This window comes from Agathobaculum sp., assembly GCF_022775115.1.
Taxonomy (GTDB): domain Bacteria; phylum Bacillota; class Clostridia; order Oscillospirales; family Butyricicoccaceae; genus Agathobaculum.
Genome location: NZ_JALFLA010000075.1, coordinates 1 through 16,864, shown reverse-complemented (window position 1 = coordinate 16,864; position 16,864 = coordinate 1). Strand labels below are relative to the sequence as shown.

Annotated in this window: 17 protein-coding genes and 1 other RNA gene; 17 read left to right on the top strand and 1 reads right to left on the bottom strand. The window is 61.4% G+C overall.

The window, feature by feature from the left end:
- From MR935_RS09305 to MR935_RS09260, 10 genes are all read left to right on the top strand, one after another.
- Positions 1-927 (top strand): penicillin-binding transpeptidase domain-containing protein (locus MR935_RS09305; RefSeq protein ID WP_290572959.1); only part of this gene is annotated, 927 nt, incomplete at its 5' end.
- Between the two features lie 62 nt (positions 928-989).
- Positions 990-1,256, top strand: an RNA gene (ffs, locus tag MR935_RS09300) — signal recognition particle sRNA large type.
- Between the two features lie 196 nt (positions 1,257-1,452).
- Entirely contained in the window at positions 1,453-3,174 is a 1,722-nt protein-coding gene (dnaX, locus tag MR935_RS09295) for a DNA polymerase III subunit gamma/tau (RefSeq protein ID WP_290572958.1), read from the top strand.
- 15 nt (positions 3,175-3,189) lie between these two features.
- Positions 3,190-3,540 (top strand): YbaB/EbfC family nucleoid-associated protein, encoded by a 351-nt coding sequence (locus tag MR935_RS09290; protein ID WP_290572957.1) that lies wholly within the window; start codon positions 3,190-3,192, stop codon positions 3,538-3,540.
- Positions 3,540-4,139: a recombination mediator RecR gene (gene recR / locus MR935_RS09285; protein WP_290572956.1), complete on the top strand. Its 600-nt coding sequence runs from the start codon at positions 3,540-3,542 to the stop codon at positions 4,137-4,139. The genes MR935_RS09290 and recR overlap by 1 nt, the downstream gene beginning before the upstream one ends.
- Positions 4,140-4,385: 246 nt before the next feature.
- Positions 4,386-5,981 (top strand): peptide chain release factor 3, encoded by a 1,596-nt coding sequence (locus tag MR935_RS09280; RefSeq protein ID WP_290572955.1) that lies wholly within the window; start codon positions 4,386-4,388, stop codon positions 5,979-5,981.
- Positions 5,982-6,134: 153 nt separating this feature from the next.
- Positions 6,135-6,521 carry a GntR family transcriptional regulator gene (locus MR935_RS09275; protein WP_290572954.1) on the top strand — a complete coding sequence of 129 codons (387 nt, stop codon included), beginning with the start codon at positions 6,135-6,137 and terminating at the stop codon, positions 6,519-6,521.
- Entirely contained in the window at positions 6,505-7,212 is a 708-nt protein-coding gene (locus MR935_RS09270; protein ID WP_290572953.1) for an ABC transporter ATP-binding protein, read from the top strand. The genes MR935_RS09275 and MR935_RS09270 overlap by 17 nt, the downstream gene beginning before the upstream one ends.
- Complete coding sequence (locus MR935_RS09265) at positions 7,206-8,015, top strand: hypothetical protein (RefSeq protein ID WP_290572952.1); 810 nt, start codon at positions 7,206-7,208, stop codon at positions 8,013-8,015. The genes MR935_RS09270 and MR935_RS09265 overlap by 7 nt, the downstream gene beginning before the upstream one ends.
- A gap of 122 nt (positions 8,016-8,137) precedes the next feature.
- Complete coding sequence (locus MR935_RS09260; RefSeq protein ID WP_290572951.1) at positions 8,138-8,956, top strand: hypothetical protein; 819 nt, start codon at positions 8,138-8,140, stop codon at positions 8,954-8,956.
- Positions 8,957-9,100: 144 nt separating this feature from the next.
- Here the strand turns inward: MR935_RS09260 and MR935_RS09255 are convergent, their stop codons facing one another.
- A complete protein-coding gene (locus tag MR935_RS09255; protein ID WP_290572960.1) occupies positions 9,101-9,952 on the bottom strand; it encodes a helix-turn-helix transcriptional regulator in 852 nt (283 codons plus the stop codon).
- Between the two features lie 159 nt (positions 9,953-10,111).
- Between MR935_RS09255 and uxaC the strand changes: the two genes are divergently transcribed.
- The 7 genes from uxaC to MR935_RS09220 all read left to right on the top strand — a co-directional run.
- On the top strand, positions 10,112-11,515 hold the full coding sequence (uxaC, locus tag MR935_RS09250) for a glucuronate isomerase (RefSeq protein WP_290572950.1): 1,404 nt from the start codon (positions 10,112-10,114) through the stop codon (positions 11,513-11,515).
- Positions 11,516-11,527: 12 nt separating this feature from the next.
- The gene (locus MR935_RS09245; RefSeq protein WP_290572949.1) at positions 11,528-12,376 is read left to right on the top strand and encodes an SDR family oxidoreductase; all 849 of its coding nucleotides are present in this window, start codon (positions 11,528-11,530) and stop codon (positions 12,374-12,376) included.
- 26 nt (positions 12,377-12,402) lie between these two features.
- Entirely contained in the window at positions 12,403-13,431 is a 1,029-nt protein-coding gene (locus MR935_RS09240; RefSeq protein ID WP_290572948.1) for a TRAP transporter substrate-binding protein, read from the top strand.
- A 15-nt stretch (positions 13,432-13,446) separates the two neighbouring features.
- Positions 13,447-13,929: a TRAP transporter small permease gene (locus MR935_RS09235; RefSeq protein WP_290572947.1), complete on the top strand. Its 483-nt coding sequence runs from the start codon at positions 13,447-13,449 to the stop codon at positions 13,927-13,929.
- Positions 13,930-13,932: 3 nt separating this feature from the next.
- Positions 13,933-15,234 carry a TRAP transporter large permease gene (locus MR935_RS09230; protein WP_290572946.1) on the top strand — a complete coding sequence of 434 codons (1,302 nt, stop codon included), beginning with the start codon at positions 13,933-13,935 and terminating at the stop codon, positions 15,232-15,234.
- Positions 15,235-15,429: 195 nt separating this feature from the next.
- A complete protein-coding gene (locus MR935_RS09225) occupies positions 15,430-16,008 on the top strand; it encodes a flavin reductase family protein (RefSeq protein ID WP_290572945.1) in 579 nt (192 codons plus the stop codon).
- A gap of 137 nt (positions 16,009-16,145) precedes the next feature.
- The coding region (locus MR935_RS09220) for an S-layer homology domain-containing protein (protein ID WP_290572944.1) at positions 16,146-16,864 on the top strand (719 nt) is incomplete at its 3' end.

Sequence of the window (16,864 nt, the reverse complement as noted above, 5' to 3'; positions counted from 1 at the left end):
GACGGCAGCGTCACCAGCGATATCGACCTTGCGCCGCTGGCGCTCGGCGGCCTGACCAACGGCGCTACTGTGCGCGAAATGGCGGGCGGCTTCTCGGCCTTCATCAATGAGGGCGTGTTCGCCGGTACGCGCACTTACACCAAGGTGCTCGACTCCGAGGGTAATGTGCTGCTGGAGAACAAGCCGGGCACGGAATTGGGCTTCAAAAACGTGCGCACGGCCTATTATATGCTTGAGTGTATGCAGGCGGTCACCTCCTACGGCACGGCCACCAACGCGACCATCCCCGGGGTGCAGACCGCGGGCAAAACCGGCACGACCACCGCGAACAAGGATATCTGGTTCTGCGGCGTAACGCCCGAATATTCGGCCGCCGTGTGGGTCGGCTTTGACCGGGAGTACGCGGTCAGCGGCCTGTACGGACGCAACGCCGCCGCCATCTGGACGACCGTCATGCGTAAGGTGCATGAGGGCGACAGCGGCCTGAAGTTCGACTCTCATCCGGAGGACTTCCAGACGATCTCGTACTGCATGGACAGCGGCCTGCTGCCCTCGGGCGCGTGCCGCGCCGCCGGGCGTGTAGCCACCGGCCGCTTCTGGAAGGATAAGGTGCCGACCGAGATGTGCGTCCACAAGGACTTCAAGACCTACGACTACGGCAAAAAGACCGGCGTTGAGGTAAAGCAGGAGGAAGAGGAGCAGAAGCCGGAGGAGCAGCCGGGCAATGTCCAGCTGCCGGATAACCCCTCGGTCGATCCTGAGATTGGCCAGCCGGTGACCCCGCCCGCGCCGAGCGGCGGCACGACTGACCCGGGCGTGACCGAGCCGGCTCCGACCGACCCTGGCGGTGCGGCGGGCCCCGGTGGTACGCCCGATCCGGGCGGTGCAGCCGAACCTGCGCCGCCGCCGGATGACCCGGAGGCATAAAACGGCACAAGCCGGATACAATGAGAAAAAACGAATAAACCCTTGTTCAGCGCCGCATAAGGCCGCACACATCGGGGCGTTAGCGGTGCCTTGCACCCGCAATCCGCTGTAGCGGGGATGTTGCGGGCAGGGAGGGACGTTCTCTCGGCAGAGCGGCCGCCCACAGAGCGATGAGAGACCGGTACTGCGCAACGGAGGACTGTGAACCATGTCAGGCGGGGAACCGAGCAGCATTAAGCAGAAACCATCGTGTGCCGCAGAGCTGCCGATTTTGAGCTCAAAGTGCGGATAAGCAGCCGGGCGTGCGCTTTCGAACTGCCCGCGTGCGGTCTTGTGGGGCGCTGAACAGGGATTGCTCGGAATTGCGGTTTCGAGCGAATGGGAGACGTGCCGCGCCTGCGGCTCGAGCACGTCCAGACGGGGTAAGAGCTTCAACAGGTGAAACGTTTGCTCCGGCTTGTATGAAAATCACAGGCTAATGTGATTTGGTATGGAATACCGTGCAGAGCGCGGGAAATAGGACGCTTGGAGGCGGGCTTGCGCCCGCCTCTTTTGTGGTATCTATTTGGAAGGGAGGGAGCGAAGCTGTATCAGGCGCTGTATCGCAAATGGCGGCCGCTGACGTTTGCCGATGTGATCGGCCAGCAGCACATCACGGACACGCTGCGCGCGCAGCTGCAAAGCGGGCGGCTGAGCCACGCCTACCTGTTTACCGGCACGCGCGGCACAGGTAAGACGACCTGCGCGAAGATACTTGCGCGCGCGGTCAACTGCGAAAATCCGCAGAACGGCGACCCATGCGGCGTTTGTCCGGCCTGTAAGGGCATTCTGGACGGCTCGGTGCTCGACGTGACCGAGATTGACGCGGCCTCCAACAACGGCGTGGACAATATCCGCGAGCTGCGCGACGAGACGCGCTACACGCCCGCGCAGGTCAAAAAGCGTGTGTTCATCATCGACGAGGTGCATATGCTGTCGCTCGGCGCGTTCAACGCGCTGCTCAAAACGCTGGAGGAGCCGCCCGCGCATGTGCTGTTCATTTTGGCAACAACCGAGCTGCACAAGGTGCCCGCGACCATCCTGTCGCGCTGCCAGCGGTTTGATTTTCGCCGCATCGGCGCGGAGGATATCGCGCGCCGCCTGTTGGATATTGCGGGCAAGGAGGGCATCGCGTTGAGCGAGGGCGCTGCGCGGCTGATCGCCCGGCTGGCCGACGGCGCGATGCGTGACGCGCTCTCCATGCTCGACCGAGCGGCGGCGGCGGGCGCGGTCGATGAGGACGCGGTGACTGCCGCGCTCGGCGTGCTGGGGCAGGATGACGGCATACAGCTTGCCGGACATCTGAAAAACTGCGATCTCGCCGCGGCGATTACGCTGCTCGACGAATATTATAACGCGGGACGCGATCTGGGCGCGGTGTTCGACCAGATGCTCGGCCTGATACGGGACGCGCTGCTGGTCAAAACGGCCAAAGGCGATGTTTCCGCGCTGATATCGCCGGCGTACAGCGTCAAAACGCTGCAAAAGCTGTGCGATGGGCTGGCCGCATCCACGCTGCTCGCGTGGAGCCGGGTGATCGGGCAGTCGCTTGACCGGATGCGCAGCGCGGCCAGCCGCCGCGTCGAGGCCGAGCTTTGCGCGGTGCGGCTGTGTTCGCTCGGGGCGGACAGCTACGATACGCTGTCCGGGCGCGTGGAAGCCATTGAGGAAAAGCTGGCGCACGGAATACCGGTCGCCGCCGGGCGCGCATCCGCTGCGCCGCAGCAAGCGGACGATACGCCGCCGCCCCCGGGCGACGAGGATGGGCCACCCCCACCATCGGACGAGGATGCGCCGGTATGGCTGGACGAGGAACGGGGCGCGCCCGCAGCTCCTGCCGCGCCGGCTCGCAAAGCCGCCCAGCCAAAGGCATCCGCGCCGCAGGACTGGCCGCACTGGCCGGCGCTGCTGCAAGCCTTGGCGGGCAAGATCAACACCGGCGCGCACACCAATCTCGGCTTGTCGGCAAAGGGCGTGCTGGAGGATGGTGCGCTCATCATCCTGTGCGAAGACAGCATCACAGCCATGCTGGCGGGTGCGGAGCCGACCATTAAGGCCATCCGCGAACAGGCGGCGGTGCTGAACGGCGCGCCGATCAAGGTCAAGGTGCGCGAGGCGGATGACACCCCGGTTAAGAAAGACAACAAGGCGGTCGATGAATTGCTCGGCCGCGCAAAAGCATTTGATATACAAGTCAAAGAACTGTAAGGAGGACATAGCAAGATGGCAAAGGGCAAGGGCTTTGGCGGCGGCTTCGGCGGCATGAACATGCAGGCGATGATGAAGCAAGCGCAGAAAATGCAGGAGGATATGCGCAAGGCGCAGGAGGAGATCGCCCAGATGGAGACGACCGGCACGGCGGGCGGCGGCATGGTGACTGTTACCGTCACCGGTACGTCGACGGTCAAAAGCGTGGCGATCAAGCCCGAGGTGGTCGACCCGGACGATATCGAAATGCTGCAGGACTTGGTCGCCGCGGCGGTCAATGAGGCGCTTGCGGCTGCGCAGCAGAAGTCGCAGAGCCAGATGTCGGCCATTACAGGCGGCGTGGGCGGACTGGGCGGCCTGTTCTGATGGATTATTTCGCGCCGCCTGTCGAGCGGTTGATCGAGGCGTTCGCGCGCCTGCCCGGCATCGGCCAAAAAACCGCGCAGCGGCTGGCCTTTTATGTGCTCGACCTGCCGCGGGAGGAGGCCGAGCGCTTTGCCGACGCGATCCGCGACGCCAAGGCCAAGACCTTCACCTGCAAGTGCTGCCAGAACCTGACCGACAGCGAGCTTTGCCCCATTTGCGCCGACCCGCTGCGCGACCGGCAGACTGTCTGCGTGGTGGCCGACCCGCGTGACGTGCTTGCGTTTGAGCGCACCAAGGAGTACAAGGGGCTGTACCATGTGCTGCACGGCACGCTCTCACCGATGAACCATGTCGGGCCGGATGATATCCGTATCCGCGAATTGGTGCAGCGCGTGGCGGACGAGGATGTTCAGGAGGTCATTCTTGCCACCAACCCGGACACCGAGGGCGAGGCGACCGCGATGTATCTTTCGCGTCTCTTGCAGCCGTTCGGCATCCGCATCACTCGGCTGGCCTATGGCATCCCGGTTGGCGGGCATCTGGAATTTGTTGACGAGATCACGCTCACGCGCGCACTGGAGGGACGGCTGGAGCTGTAATACCGGCGGTTTCGGCGGGCGCGCCGTGCTTATATCCTGCCGCGCGGGGGTAAAATATACAGAAACGGCCGGACTTCCGTCCGGCCGCTCCCGCAATAAAAGGTAGGATAGAGCGTAGACGGCGGGAGCGTGTGGGGCACCCCCATCCGTGCTACGTCTATTATGATACGACAAAATAGTGAAGATTTTGTGAACAAATTACATTTTCTTGAAAATAATTTTCCGAATTCGGAGGGAAGCGGTTCTGTGTCAGATTTGAAAAGAGAGATTGAAAATCGGCGTACCTTTGCCATTATTTCGCATCCGGACGCCGGTAAAACGACGATTACTGAGAAGTTTTTGCTCTACGGCGGCGCGATTCAGGAGGCCGGCATGGTAAAGGGCAAGAAGAACAGCCGCCACGCGGTGTCCGACTGGATGGAGATCGAAAAGCAGCGCGGCATCTCGGTCACCTCGTCGGTGCTGCAATTCCGCTACGCGGGCAAGTGCATCAACATTTTGGACACGCCGGGGCATCAGGACTTTTCCGAGGACACCTACCGCACGCTGATGGCGGCGGATTCGGCCGTCATGGTCATCGACGCCTCCAAGGGCGTCGAGGCGCAGACGCGCAAGCTGTTCAAGGTGTGCGCTATGCGCGGCGTGCCGATCTTCACCTTCATCAACAAGATGGACCGAGAGGCACGCGACCCCTATGAGCTGCTCGAGGAGATTGAAAACGAGCTGGGCATTGGCGTGTACGCGGTCAACTGGCCGATCGGCTCGGGGCCGCGTTTTCGCGGGGTGTATGACCGCATGGACGATCAGGTCATCCAGTTTGAGGGTGCGGATTCGCGGCACGAGGTGCGGGCGACGCGCTTGTCGATCGACGACCCCATCCTTGAGGGCACGATGCCCAAGGAGCAATACGACACGCTGTGTGACGATATCGAGCTGCTCTCGGGCGCGGGCGACGCGTTTGATCTGGCCGCTGTGCATGCGGGCAAGCTGTCGCCGGTGTTCTTTGGCTCGGCGCTGACCAACTTTGGCGTAGAGCCGTTTTTGCAGAAGTTTTTGCAGATGACACCGCCGCCTGCGCCGCGCACGGCCGATATCGGCGTGGTAGACCCGTTCGATACGCATTTTTCGGCCTTTGTGTTCAAAATACAGGCCAATATGAACAAGGCGCACCGCGACCGCGTGGCCTTTATGCGCATCTGCTCGGGCAAGTTCGTGCGCGGGCAGGATGTGCTGCATGTGCAGAGCGGCAAAAAAATGGCGCTCGCCGCGCCGCAGCAGCTGATGGCGCAGGATCGCTCGATTGTCGATGAGGCCTACGCGGGCGATATCATCGGTATCTTTGACCCGGGCGTGTTCTCGATCGGCGACACGGTGTGCGACCCCAAGCGCAAGTGCGTCTATTCGGGCATCCCGACCTTTGCGCCCGAGCTGTTTGCCCGCGTGCGCCAGAAGGACACGCTCAAGCGTAAGCAGTTTGTCAAGGGCGTGGAGCAGATCGCGCAGGAGGGCGCCATCCAAATCTTCCGCGAGCCGGGCACCGGCATGGAGGAGGTCATCGTCGGCGTAGTCGGCGTGTTGCAGTTTGAGGTGCTCGAATACCGCCTGAAGAACGAGTATAACGTCGAGATCATCCGCGAAAACCTGCCCTATGAGCATGTCCGCTGGGTGGAAAACGACGAGGAGGGCTTCGATATCAAGTCGCTCCAGCTGACGAGCGACACCAAGATCGTCGAGGATCTGAAGGGCGGCAGCCTGTTGCTGTTTACCTCGCCGTGGAACATCACCTATGCGACCGATCACAACCCGAGCCTGCGTCTGGCCGAGTTTTCGGAGAATGCGTGACGGAAAAGATAGAAAAGCGTGTGAAAAACGTTGTTTTTTGCACGCTTTTTCTCGTCTGCGGCGCGCCGTAAAAATTTTCTGCGGCGGGGTATTGACAAGGATGCATTATTGTATTATGATAATAGTACAATAAGACAAGGGAGGAGTGGGCCTATGCAATGGCAACTGCGGGGCGACCGGCCGATCTACCAGCAGCTGGTCGAGCAGCTGACCGAACGGATCGTCAGCGGCGGGCTGCGGGCAGGGGATAAGGTACCGCCCGTGCGCGAGCTGGCGGCCGAGGCGGGCGTCAACCCCAACACGATGCAGCGCGCGCTGGCTGATATGGAGCGCGAGGGGCTGCTGTACACCAACCGCACCAGCGGACGATATGTGACGGAGGATAGTATGCTGATCGAAAAAGTGAGGGAGCAGATCGCAGATGAGCGCATCGCGGCGTTTCTGGCGGGTATGCGCCAGCTCGGCTTTTCCGCGCAGGAGGTAGCAGCGCTGCTGGTAAAGCACAAGGGGGAGGAAGAGGAGAATGGAACAGAACAATGAACTGATCGTATGTCAGGGTCTGACCAAAAGGTATGGCGGCAAAACCGCGCTGGACGATCTCGATCTGACACTTGGCCGTGGACGTTTTATCGGCCTGCTCGGGCCCAACGGCTCGGGTAAGACGACCGTCATCAAGCTGATAAACGGTCTGCTGCAGCCGACAAGCGGCAGCATCACCGTCGATGGAGAAAAGCCCGGCGTGCATACGCACAGCATCGTCAGCTACCTGCCCGACCGGCCGTATCTGAACGACTGGATGCGGGTGTGCGACCTGTTGGACTTCTTTGCAGACTTTTATGCCGATTTTGACCGTGTCAAGGCCAACGATATGCTGGAGTCGCTGTCGATCAGCCCGCTGGCGCGTCTCAAAACGCTGTCCAAGGGCACCAAGGAAAAGGTGCAGCTCATTTTAGTGATGAGCCGCCGGGCGCAGCTCTATGTGCTCGATGAGCCGATCGCGGGCGTTGACCCGGCCGCGCGGGACTACATCCTGAGCACCATCCTGTCCAATTACAGCGAGCAAGCGTCTGTTGTCATGTCCACCCACCTGATCGCGGATATCGAGCGGGTGCTCGACGAGGTGATCTTCCTCAAGGAGGGGCGGCTGATGCTGCATGAGAGCGTTGATACCATCCGCGAGGAGCACGGGAAATCGGTCGATATGCTGTTCCGGGAGGTGTTCGTATGCTGAAGCTGTTGAAATATGAGTGGAAGGCCTGTGCGCGTACCTGTCTGCCGCTGTACGGCGCGGTGCTGGTCATATCGATCATCAACCGGCTGTTCGGCCTGTTCCGCAAAAGCCCCATGCCCGATAACCGCTGGATTGAGCTGATCGGCATGCTGATGGGCTTTGTGTATTTCGGCATTATGGTGGCGGTGGCGGTGGTCACGACCGTGCTGCTCATCCAGCGCTTTTACAAAAGCCTGCTGGGCGACGAGGGCTACCTGATGTTCACCCTGCCGGTTACGCCCGCGCAGCATATTTGGGCGAAAACGATCATTGCGGTGGTCATGTGCGCGCTGGCCTGCGTGGTCTCGGTGTGCAGCATACTCATCCTTGCGGACGGCATGAATGGGCTGGTCGGTCTGGGCGGATTGTTCCAAGAGATCGCACGGATGGTGTCGGCAAAGCCGATTGCACTGGTGTATGGCTTGGAGGCCATGCTGTGGATGACGATTTCAGCTGTGTGCGGCATTCTGTTCATCTATCTGTGCATCGCGCTCGGCCATCTGGCCAAAAAGCACCGCGTGGCGATGGCGGTGGTGTGGTACTTCGTGCTGAGCAGTGTGCTGCAATTTGCGGCAGTGGGGCTGGTCTACCTGCTGGACGAATCGCCGCTGTACTACCTGCTGCTGGGCTGGAGCGAGGGCATGCCGCAGGCGGCGACGTTCCATGTAAGTATGCTGACGGTGTGTCTGCTCGAGCTGATCCCGACTGCGGTATTCTTCTTCGGCACGCAGTATATCCTGAAAAACCGGCTGAATCTGGAGTGACTGACCCACAGACAAAGGGGAACGCGCATCGAGCGCGTTCCCCTTTTTGTTGCCGCGGCGAAATGGACTTGCGCCTGACCGGGTTTTCTGGTATGCTGATAGCAGAAAAGGGGGGCGTTGGCATGAAATGTCAGCACTGCGGCGTCAATTTTGACGATGAGGAGCGGGCGTGTCCGATTTGCGGCGCAAGGGCGGGCAGCCGGGGGCGCATGAGCGCATCGCGCGGCACGGGCAGCACGCAAAGGAGATATACTAAGACGAGCGGTACACAAAGGAGCTGCACCACGGCTGCGTCCGGCAAGACCGGCAGCGGCAAACCCAAAACCACCGTGGCGGGCAAGAGAGGGAGCAAGATGCGTGCCGGTATTGTGGTGGCGCTGCTTGTCGTGCTGGTCGAATTCCTGCCAGCCGGTATGCGCGCAGTCAGCAGGGTGTGGGAGGATATCACAGACAGGGCCGGCCACGCCGTCAGAGAGCCTGCCGTCCCCGCGCAGGAGGAGACGCCAAGCCAGTCCTCGCGCAGCCTGTATGACCTGTTGGGTCCGGAGACGGCCATCGACCTGCCGGACGGAGGCATGATCGCGCTTTCGCTCGGTGAGGGCGAGGGCGGCGCATACCGGCTGGTGCTGAACAGCGCAGCCGGGCAGTATATCGAAAACGGCGAGACATGGTGCAGCTATGATGGCGTGTCCACCATCGACGAGGCGTTTTCTGAAGAGGAGTATGACTGGTACGCGGTCGCGCTGACCTGTCTGGAGGTCGAAAGCGGCCTGCCGGGTGGCGAGCCGCTCTGGGCGGCCGTGCGCGAGCCGGGAGAGGATATCTGGCTGATGGTCTATGTGAGCCGGGTGTCGGGCGGCGTGATTTTGGAGGATTTGGACGAGATCGGCCTGTTTGACGGCGAGCGCTTCGCGGTCGTCTACCGCACGGAAAACGCATAGAGCAAAACCGGACAAAAGCGCAAAGCGGATGTCCTGCAAACAGAAGATAAAAAGGCACGGCGGAACGAAATGTTCCGCCGTGCCTTTTTTGCGGTTATTCGGTGCGCTTTTGCGGCAATCTAAGGCTAATGTGCAGGACGCGCACTACCGGTGCTCCAGAAATTCCCGCGGGTTTTTACCAAATTCCCGCTTAAATGCCTTGAGGAAGTTGGAATAATCATTAAAGCCGCATTTCATGCACGCCTCCATTACGGGCGCGCCCTCGCGCAGCATACTCCGCGCCGCGACCAGCCGCTTTTTGATGATGTACTGGTACAGGGTCAGGCCGGTGTACTCCTTGAAGCTGCGGTTGAGGTGCGATTTGCTGACGTACAACGCGCGCGACAGGCGGTCGAGTGATAGGTCTTCGGCCAGATGCGCGTTGATGTAGGCGACTGCCTCGTTGACCTTGCTGTTTTCGGTCACGTCCCGGCGGATCGCTTCGGGTGTGGCAAAGTAGGCGCGGTTTAGGTGGATGAGAAACTCGATCAAATAGATTAGTGACAACGCGCCGCTGCCAAAGCCCGTCTCGCGTTGCGCGCTGATCGTCCTGTCGCACATGGTTTTGAGCTGGGTGAGCGCTGCGCTGTCCGGCCGGACGAGCTTGTACGCGCGCGCATCCGCGTCCGCAAAGCAGGCAGCGAGGTCATCGCCTGTGCGGCGCAGCCGGTCGATCAGCGACGGGTGTATCCAGATCACATAGCGCTCATAAGCCTTGCCGGGGCGCACGTCCGGCCGGTGGATGTCCCGGCTGCCGGTCAGCAGGATATCGCCGGGACGAAGCTGGTAGGTACGCCCCTCGATGGTGTAGCGCACATCGCCCGACAGAAAGAAAAAGACCTCATAAAACGGGTGCTCGTGGAAGTCCACCACCGGCGGAACCGTATCCAGATAGTGGTAGCATTCAAAATCCGGCTGCCGCATGGTTTGGCGGGGAGTAAAAACATGATTGTGCATATTTGCCAAAAAATGCCCTCCTGAACGTTTATATTTCAATTATACAGCAATTTTCACCTGTTTTCAAGCGGGATGTGCTGGGAAATGGGACGAAAAGCTTGCTATACTAAACGCGAGAAAAGCGCCCGGCGGCGCAGTTTGCAAGAAAGGGGCTTTTGCATGTCCAGCTTTATCACAGAGGATTTTCTGCTCTCGACCGAGCCGGCCAGACGGCTGTATCACGAGCACGCCGAGCGGATGCCGATTTTCGATTACCACTGCCATCTCTCCCCGCGCGAGATCTACGAGGACAAGCGTTTTGCCGACCTTGGCGAGGCTTGGCTGGCGGGTGACCACTATAAGTGGCGCCTGATGCGCGCGGGCGGCATACCCGAGCACTTTGTGACGGGCGAAGCCTCCTACCGGGAGAAGTTCGACCGCTTTGCCGCGCTCATGCCGCGTCTGATCGGCAACCCGATCTACCACTGGTCGCATCTGGAGCTGAAGCGCTTTTTCGGCATGGACGAAGCGCTGAGCGAAAAGAACGCGGACGAGGCTTGGGCGCGCGCAAACGCGGTCTTGCAGGGAGAAAACGGCACGGCACGCGCGCTGATCGGCGCGAGCAACGTGCGCGCGCTGTGCACGACCGACGACCCGGCGGACGACCTGTGCTACCACCGTCTGCTGGCGCAGGATGCGTCGTTTGACGTGCGCGTGCTGCCCACCTTCCGCCCGGAAAGGGCGCTGGACATCGCTGCGCCGGGCTTTGCGGCCTATCTGCAAAAGCTGGGCGCGGCAGCCGATGTGCTGATCCGCACGGTGGATGATGTGAAGGACGCGCTCGCGCGCCGCGCGGATTACTTTGCCGCAGCAGACTGCCGCCTGTCCGACCATTCGTTCGGCGCGCCCGACTTCACAGTCTGGGACGAGGGCGCAGCCGAGGAGGCCGTGCGCAAGGCGCTGGCGGGCGAAGTGCTGCTGGATTATGAGGTGAGCGCCTATCAGTCGCTGCTGATGGACTTTCTCGGCGCGCTCTACTGCGAGAAGGGCTGGGCGATGCAGCTCCATCTGGGCGCGCAGCGCAACCTGTCAAGCGCGCTGTACCGTACCTGCGGTGCGGACGCGGGTGGAGACGCGATCGGTGACACCATCCCGGCGGCCTCGCTCGCCGCGTTACTCGACCGGCTGGCCGCGCGCGATAAGCTGCCGCGCACCATCCTGTACACGCTCAACGCGGCGGACAACGATAAGCTGGTCGCGGCGGCGGGGTGCTTTCAGGATGCGAGCGTGCCCGGCAAGGTGCAGTTCGGCTCGGCGTGGTGGTTCAACGACCACTTTGACGGCATGACCGCCCAGCTGAAGTCGCTCGCCAGCATCGGTGTGCTCAGCCGCTTTATCGGTATGCTGACCGACTCCCGCTCGTTTTTGTCCTATCCGCGGCATGAGTATTTCCGCCGCGTGCTGTGTGAGCTGGTCGGCGGCTGGATCGACCGGGGGCTTGCGCCCGCCGATTATGACGGCATCGGCGGCATGATCGAGGACATCTGCTTTGGCAACGCATGGGCTTATATGGGTATGGAATAAGGAGGAATCCCGATGAAAAAGAATGTATTGAACACCGATCTGACCGGCAAGGTCTGCGTTGTGACCGGCGCGGGCGGCGCGATCTGCGGCATGTTTGCTGAGGCGCTGGCCGCCGCGGGCGGTAAGGTCGCCGTACTCGATCTCAACGAGGACGCCGCGCAGGCGGTCGCGGACAGAATCACCGCCGCGGGCGGTACGGCCAAGGCGTACAAGACGAACGTGCTCGAGCGGGACAGCCTGGACGCGGTACACGCGCAGGTGCTGGCTGAGCTTGGCCCGTGCGACGTGCTCATCAACGGCGCGGGCGGCAACAACCCGCGCGCGACGACCGATAACGAGTTCCACTTTGAGGCCAAGGACATCGAGGGCTGCAAGACCTTCTTCGATTTGGACAAGGCGGGCGTGGAGTTTGTGTTCGCGCTCAACTGGCTGGGCACGCTGCTGCCCACGCAGGTGTTCGCGGCCGATATGATTGACCGCGCGGGCAATATCCTCAACATTGCTTCGATGAACGCCTATACGCCGCTGACCAAGATACCGGCCTACTCGGGCGCCAAGGCCGCGATCGTCAACTTTACCGCGTGGCTGGCGACCTACTTTGCAAAGTCGGGCATCCGCGTCAACGCGATCGCGCCGGGCTTCTTCGTCGGCAGCCAGAACCGCAGCCTGCTGTTCCGCGAGGACGGCACGCCCACTCCGCGCACAGCCAAGATTCTTGCCGGCACGCCGATGGGGCGCTTTGGCGAGCCGGAGGAGCTGGTCGGCGCGGTGCTGTTCCTGCTCAACAACGAGGCCGCGGGCTTTATCACCGGCGTATGTCTGCCGATCGACGGCGGCTACGCGGCCTATTCGGGCGTTTGACCGGCAAAGAAAAAGGAGGAATACCCATGAAACGAGCGCTGCGCGCGCTGTCGCTGACCTTGCTCGGCGCGGTGCTGCTGGGCGTGCTGCCGGGCTGCGGCGCGGCGGCGGACGAGCGCCAAATCGTCCGCATCGGGCATAACCAGTCGACCGGCCACCCGACACATATCGCGCTGACCGCCTTTGAAGCCTTTATCGAGGAGCGGCTGGGCGATAAGTACAACGTCGAGGTCTACCCGAGCGAGCTGCTCGGCTCGCAAAACGAGATGGTGCAGCTCACCCAGACGGGCGCGATCAACTTTTGCGTCGCGTCCAACTCGCTGCTTGAGACCTTCAGCGAGAACTACTCGATTTTCAACCTGCCCTATCTGTTCGCATCAAGCGAGGCGTACCACGCCGCAATGGACGATGAAAACGTGACCGGCCCCATTTTCTCCTCGACCAAGCAGGCGGGGTTTGAAGCTGTGACTTGGCTGGACGCGGGCACGCGCAATTTCTACACCGTGTCTGCACCCATTGAAAGCCCGGCCGACCTCAAGGGGCTGAAGATACGCACCCAGCAGTCGCCGACCAACGTGGAGATGATGCGCCTGCTCGGCGGCTCGGCCACGCCGATGGGCTTTGGCGAGGTGTATACCGCGCTGCAATCCAAGGTCATCGACGGCGCGGAGAACAACGAAATGGCGCTGACCGACAACGGCCACGGCGATGTGTGCAAGTATTACTCTTACGACATGCACCAGATGATACCCGATATCCTGATCGGCAATCTTGCGTTTCTCGACAGCCTGAATGAGCAAGAGCGCGCGGTCTTTGAGGAGGGCTTCGCGCTGGTCAACCGGGTCGAGCGGGAGGAGTGGAGCCTTGCGGTCGAAAACGCCAAGCGCAAGGCGCAGGACGAGCAGGGCGTGCAGTTCTACTACCCGGACACCGCGCCCTTCCAGCAGGCCTGCGCACCGCTGCACCAGTCGATGCTGGCGGGCAATCCTGCGCTCATCCCCACCTATGAGGCGATCGAGGCGTATAACGCACAGTATCCCTCAACCGGCACATAAAGGAGGCAGGAGCAAATGAAAGGATTACGAAACGGCCTCAACCGCGCTTTGCAGGTGCTGGCGGGTGTGAGCTTTCTGATGATGGCCGTGCTGACCTGCTGGCAGGTGTTCACCCGTTATGTGCTGGGTGCGCCGTCCACATGGTCGGAGGAGCTGGTCTCCTATCTGTTCGCGTGGGCAAGCCTGTTGGGCGCGTCGCTGGTGGCGGGCGAGCGCGGCCATATGAACATACCGTTGCTGGTCGACCGCGTGCGCCCGGGCGCGCGCCGCGCGCTGCACGTGCTGGGCGAGGTGATCGCCCTGCTGTTCTCGCTCATCATTCTGGTGTATGGCGGCGTGCAGATCACCAGTCTCGCCATGGGGCAGATGACCTCGTCGCTCGGCGTGGCCGTCGGCGTGTTCTATATCGTGCTGCCGCTGTGCGGCGTGCTCAACATCATTTATGCCGCGCTCAATATCGCGGATATCTGCAAGGGCAAGCGAAAGGAGGAGACATAAGCCATGGCAATGCAATCCTTGGCGATTATCATCGCTGTGCTGGCGCTGCTGTTGGCGTTCGGCGTGCCGATTGCGTATTCGATCGGTATCTCCTCGCTCGCTGCGATTTTGCAGATCGTGCCGCTCGATGTTTCGGTCATCACGGCTGCGCAGCGCATCTTTGTCGGCATGAGCAAATTCAGCCTGACCGCCATCCCGTTTTTTATCCTCGCGGGCAACCTGATGAATCAGGGCGGCATCGCGAAGCGGCTGGTCGATTTCGTCATGGCACTGCTGGGCAAGCTGCCCGGCGCGCTGCTGGTGACCAACGTTGGCGCGAACGCGCTGTTCGGCGCGATCTCCGGCTCGGCCTCGGCGGCGGCTGCTGCGGTCGGCAGCATGGTCGAAAAGGGCGAGGAGGAGCAGGGCTATGACAAGGCGCTCTGCGCGGCGACCAACGGCGCGTCCGCGCCTGCCGGTCTGCTCATACCGCCGTCCAACGCGCTGATCACCTATTCGCTGGCGGCGGGCGGCACCTCGGTCGCGGCGCTGTTCATGGCGGGCTATATCCCCGGCCTGCTCTGGACGCTCGCCTGCATGGCCGCGGCCATCTTCTTTGCCGTGCGCAAGGGCTACCGCGGCACACCCGGCCGGTTTGACTGGAAGAACCTCGGCGTGTGTACGCTCAAGGCCATCCCCTCGCTGTCGCTGATCGTCGTGGTCATCGGCGGCATCGTCGGCGGCGTATTCACCGCGACCGAAGGCTCGGCCATCGCGGTCGTTTATGCGCTGCTGCTGGGCGTGTGCTACCGCAATATCACGCTGCGCTCGTTTTGGCAGATCGTGGTGGACAGCGCAAAGATGAGCGGCATGGTCGTGTTCCTGATCGGCGTGTCCAACATCCTCGGCTGGGTGATGGCCTTTACGCAGATTCCACAGGCCATCTCGGCCGCGCTGCTCGGCCTGACGAGCAACCCGGTGGTCATCCTGCTTATTATGAACGTCATCCTGCTCGCGGCAGGCACATTCATGGATGTGACACCGGCCATCCTGATCTTCACGCCACTGTTTCTGCCGGTCGTGCAGACCTTTGGCATGAGTCCGGTTCAGTTCGGCCTGATTTTGGTGTACAACCTGTGCATCGGAAATATCACGCCGCCGGTCGGCAACACGCTGTTCGTGGCCATTAAGGTTGGACGGTCGAGCCTGCCGCAGGTCATGCCCTACATGCTGGGGTATTACCTGATGATACTGGCCGGCCTGCTGCTGGTGACTTATGTGCCGGCGGTCAGCTTGGCGCTGCCGCGGCTGGCGGGATTGATCTGACGAGAAGCGGCAAATCCGATACCTTTTCCGGCCTGCGCGGCTTTGCTGCGCAGGCCGGTCGCGCTGCGGCATGGGGAGGTCATGCCCGGTGCGGGCGGACGATAAAAGGCTTGCCTTGCGCCGAAGGGCGATAGTATAATAAGGCTATTAACGTGTCCGCCGCTGCTGGGACACGCTCAAAAGGAGTTTCCCGCCATGAGCAAGACTGTCTGGGGCGGCGGCGCGCTGATCGCGCCCGTGCCGCCCGCGCTGGTCACCTGCGGCACGGTAGAGCAGCCCAATGTGCTCACTGTCGCATGGACCGGCATCCTCAACACCGTGCCGCCCAAGACCTATATCTCAGTGCGGCCGCAGCGCTTCTCCTATCCGCTGATTGAAAAAAGCCGCGCGTTCGTCATCAACCTGCCGACGGCTGCGCTCGTGCGCGCGGTCGATTTCTGCGGCGTGCGCAGCGGACGCGATACGGATAAGTTCGCCGCTGCCGGACTGACCGCCGTGCCCGCCTCACAGCTTGCCTGCCCGCTGATCGAGGAAAGCCCGCTCTCGCTCGAGTGCCGGGTGACCGATATCGTGCCGCTCGGCACGCACCACATGTTTCTGGCGGATATCGTGGCGGTTGACGTGGAATCGTCGCTGATCGACCACGCGGGCAAGCTGCATCTTGACCGCGCGGGGCTGCTGGCCTATGCGCACGGCGAGTATTTTGCGTTGGGGCGCAAGCTGGGCAGCTTCGGGTACAGCGTGCGCAAAAAGCCGCGCGGTAGGCGCAAATAACATGCGCGGCAAAAAATATAAAATCTCCAAAAAACGCCAATAATTGCGCGGAATGCTGTTGCATTCCGCGCTTGTTTTATGATAGAATAAAGTAATTATAGATAATGTATGCAAAATTGGAGGAAAGAGGTGTTTTTATGAGGAAACCAAGGAGGCTTGCCCAATCGGTGACGAGTGCGGCGCTTGCGGGCAGTCTGCTGGTCAGTCCGGTGGCTGTGGCGGCGGAAAGCAGCAAAGCGTCCGATTTTGACAAGCACTGGGCGAAGGATACCATCCAGAGCTTTATTGATCAGGGCTATGTGCAAGGCTATGGCGAAAACAGCTTTAGACCGGATGAGTACATGACGCGCGCAGAGCTGGTGGTGTCGCTCAACCGGGTGCTCGGTTTGCGCGGCGAGGCGGATATCAACTTTACCGACGTGCCTAAGGATGCATGGTATTACAAGGATTTGGCGATTGCCGTCTACAACGGTTATATCCATGGCTATGGGGACAATACCTTCCGCGGCGACAATGCGGTCACGCGGGCGGAGGCCTGTGTGATGCTGACGCAGGCGGGCGGATTGGAAGTGCCCGAAGACGGTGAGCCGCCGGTGGGTGACGTACCGGAGTGGGCGGCCGATTACATCGCTCTGCTGTATGGGGCGGATATCATACAGGGCTATGAGGACGGCAGCCTGCAGGCGAATCATCAGGTTTCCCGCGCGGAAGTGCTGGTTTTGATGGAAAGATACCAGAAAACCGAGGCAAGCCTGCCGAAAAGAGCGGATTACCAGCCGGTAAAATCGGAAGAACCCACGCCCGAAGAAGCAAAGCCTGAAAAGGTGGAAGAAAAGCCGGTAGCCTCCGTGGGCGG

Bases quoted from the DNA above. Each gene is read 5' to 3' on its own strand.
- MR935_RS09290 (WP_290572957.1), top strand. From the start codon at position 3,190: ATGGCAAAGGGCAAGGGCTTTGGCGGCGGCTTCGGCGGCATGAACATG.
- recR (WP_290572956.1), top strand. From the start codon at position 3,540: ATGGATTATTTCGCGCCGCCTGTCGAGCGGTTGATCGAGGCGTTCGCG.
- MR935_RS09275 (WP_290572954.1), top strand. From the start codon at position 6,135: ATGCAATGGCAACTGCGGGGCGACCGGCCGATCTACCAGCAGCTGGTC.
- MR935_RS09270 (WP_290572953.1), top strand. From the start codon at position 6,505: ATGGAACAGAACAATGAACTGATCGTATGTCAGGGTCTGACCAAAAGG.
- MR935_RS09265 (WP_290572952.1), top strand. From the start codon at position 7,206: ATGCTGAAGCTGTTGAAATATGAGTGGAAGGCCTGTGCGCGTACCTGT.
- MR935_RS09260 (WP_290572951.1), top strand. From the start codon at position 8,138: ATGAAATGTCAGCACTGCGGCGTCAATTTTGACGATGAGGAGCGGGCG.
- MR935_RS09255 (WP_290572960.1), bottom strand. From the start codon at position 9,952: ATGCACAATCATGTTTTTACTCCCCGCCAAACCATGCGGCAGCCGGAT.
- uxaC (WP_290572950.1), top strand. From the start codon at position 10,112: ATGTCCAGCTTTATCACAGAGGATTTTCTGCTCTCGACCGAGCCGGCC.
- MR935_RS09245 (WP_290572949.1), top strand. From the start codon at position 11,528: ATGAAAAAGAATGTATTGAACACCGATCTGACCGGCAAGGTCTGCGTT.
- MR935_RS09240 (WP_290572948.1), top strand. From the start codon at position 12,403: ATGAAACGAGCGCTGCGCGCGCTGTCGCTGACCTTGCTCGGCGCGGTG.
- MR935_RS09235 (WP_290572947.1), top strand. From the start codon at position 13,447: ATGAAAGGATTACGAAACGGCCTCAACCGCGCTTTGCAGGTGCTGGCG.
- MR935_RS09230 (WP_290572946.1), top strand. From the start codon at position 13,933: ATGGCAATGCAATCCTTGGCGATTATCATCGCTGTGCTGGCGCTGCTG.
- MR935_RS09225 (WP_290572945.1), top strand. From the start codon at position 15,430: ATGAGCAAGACTGTCTGGGGCGGCGGCGCGCTGATCGCGCCCGTGCCG.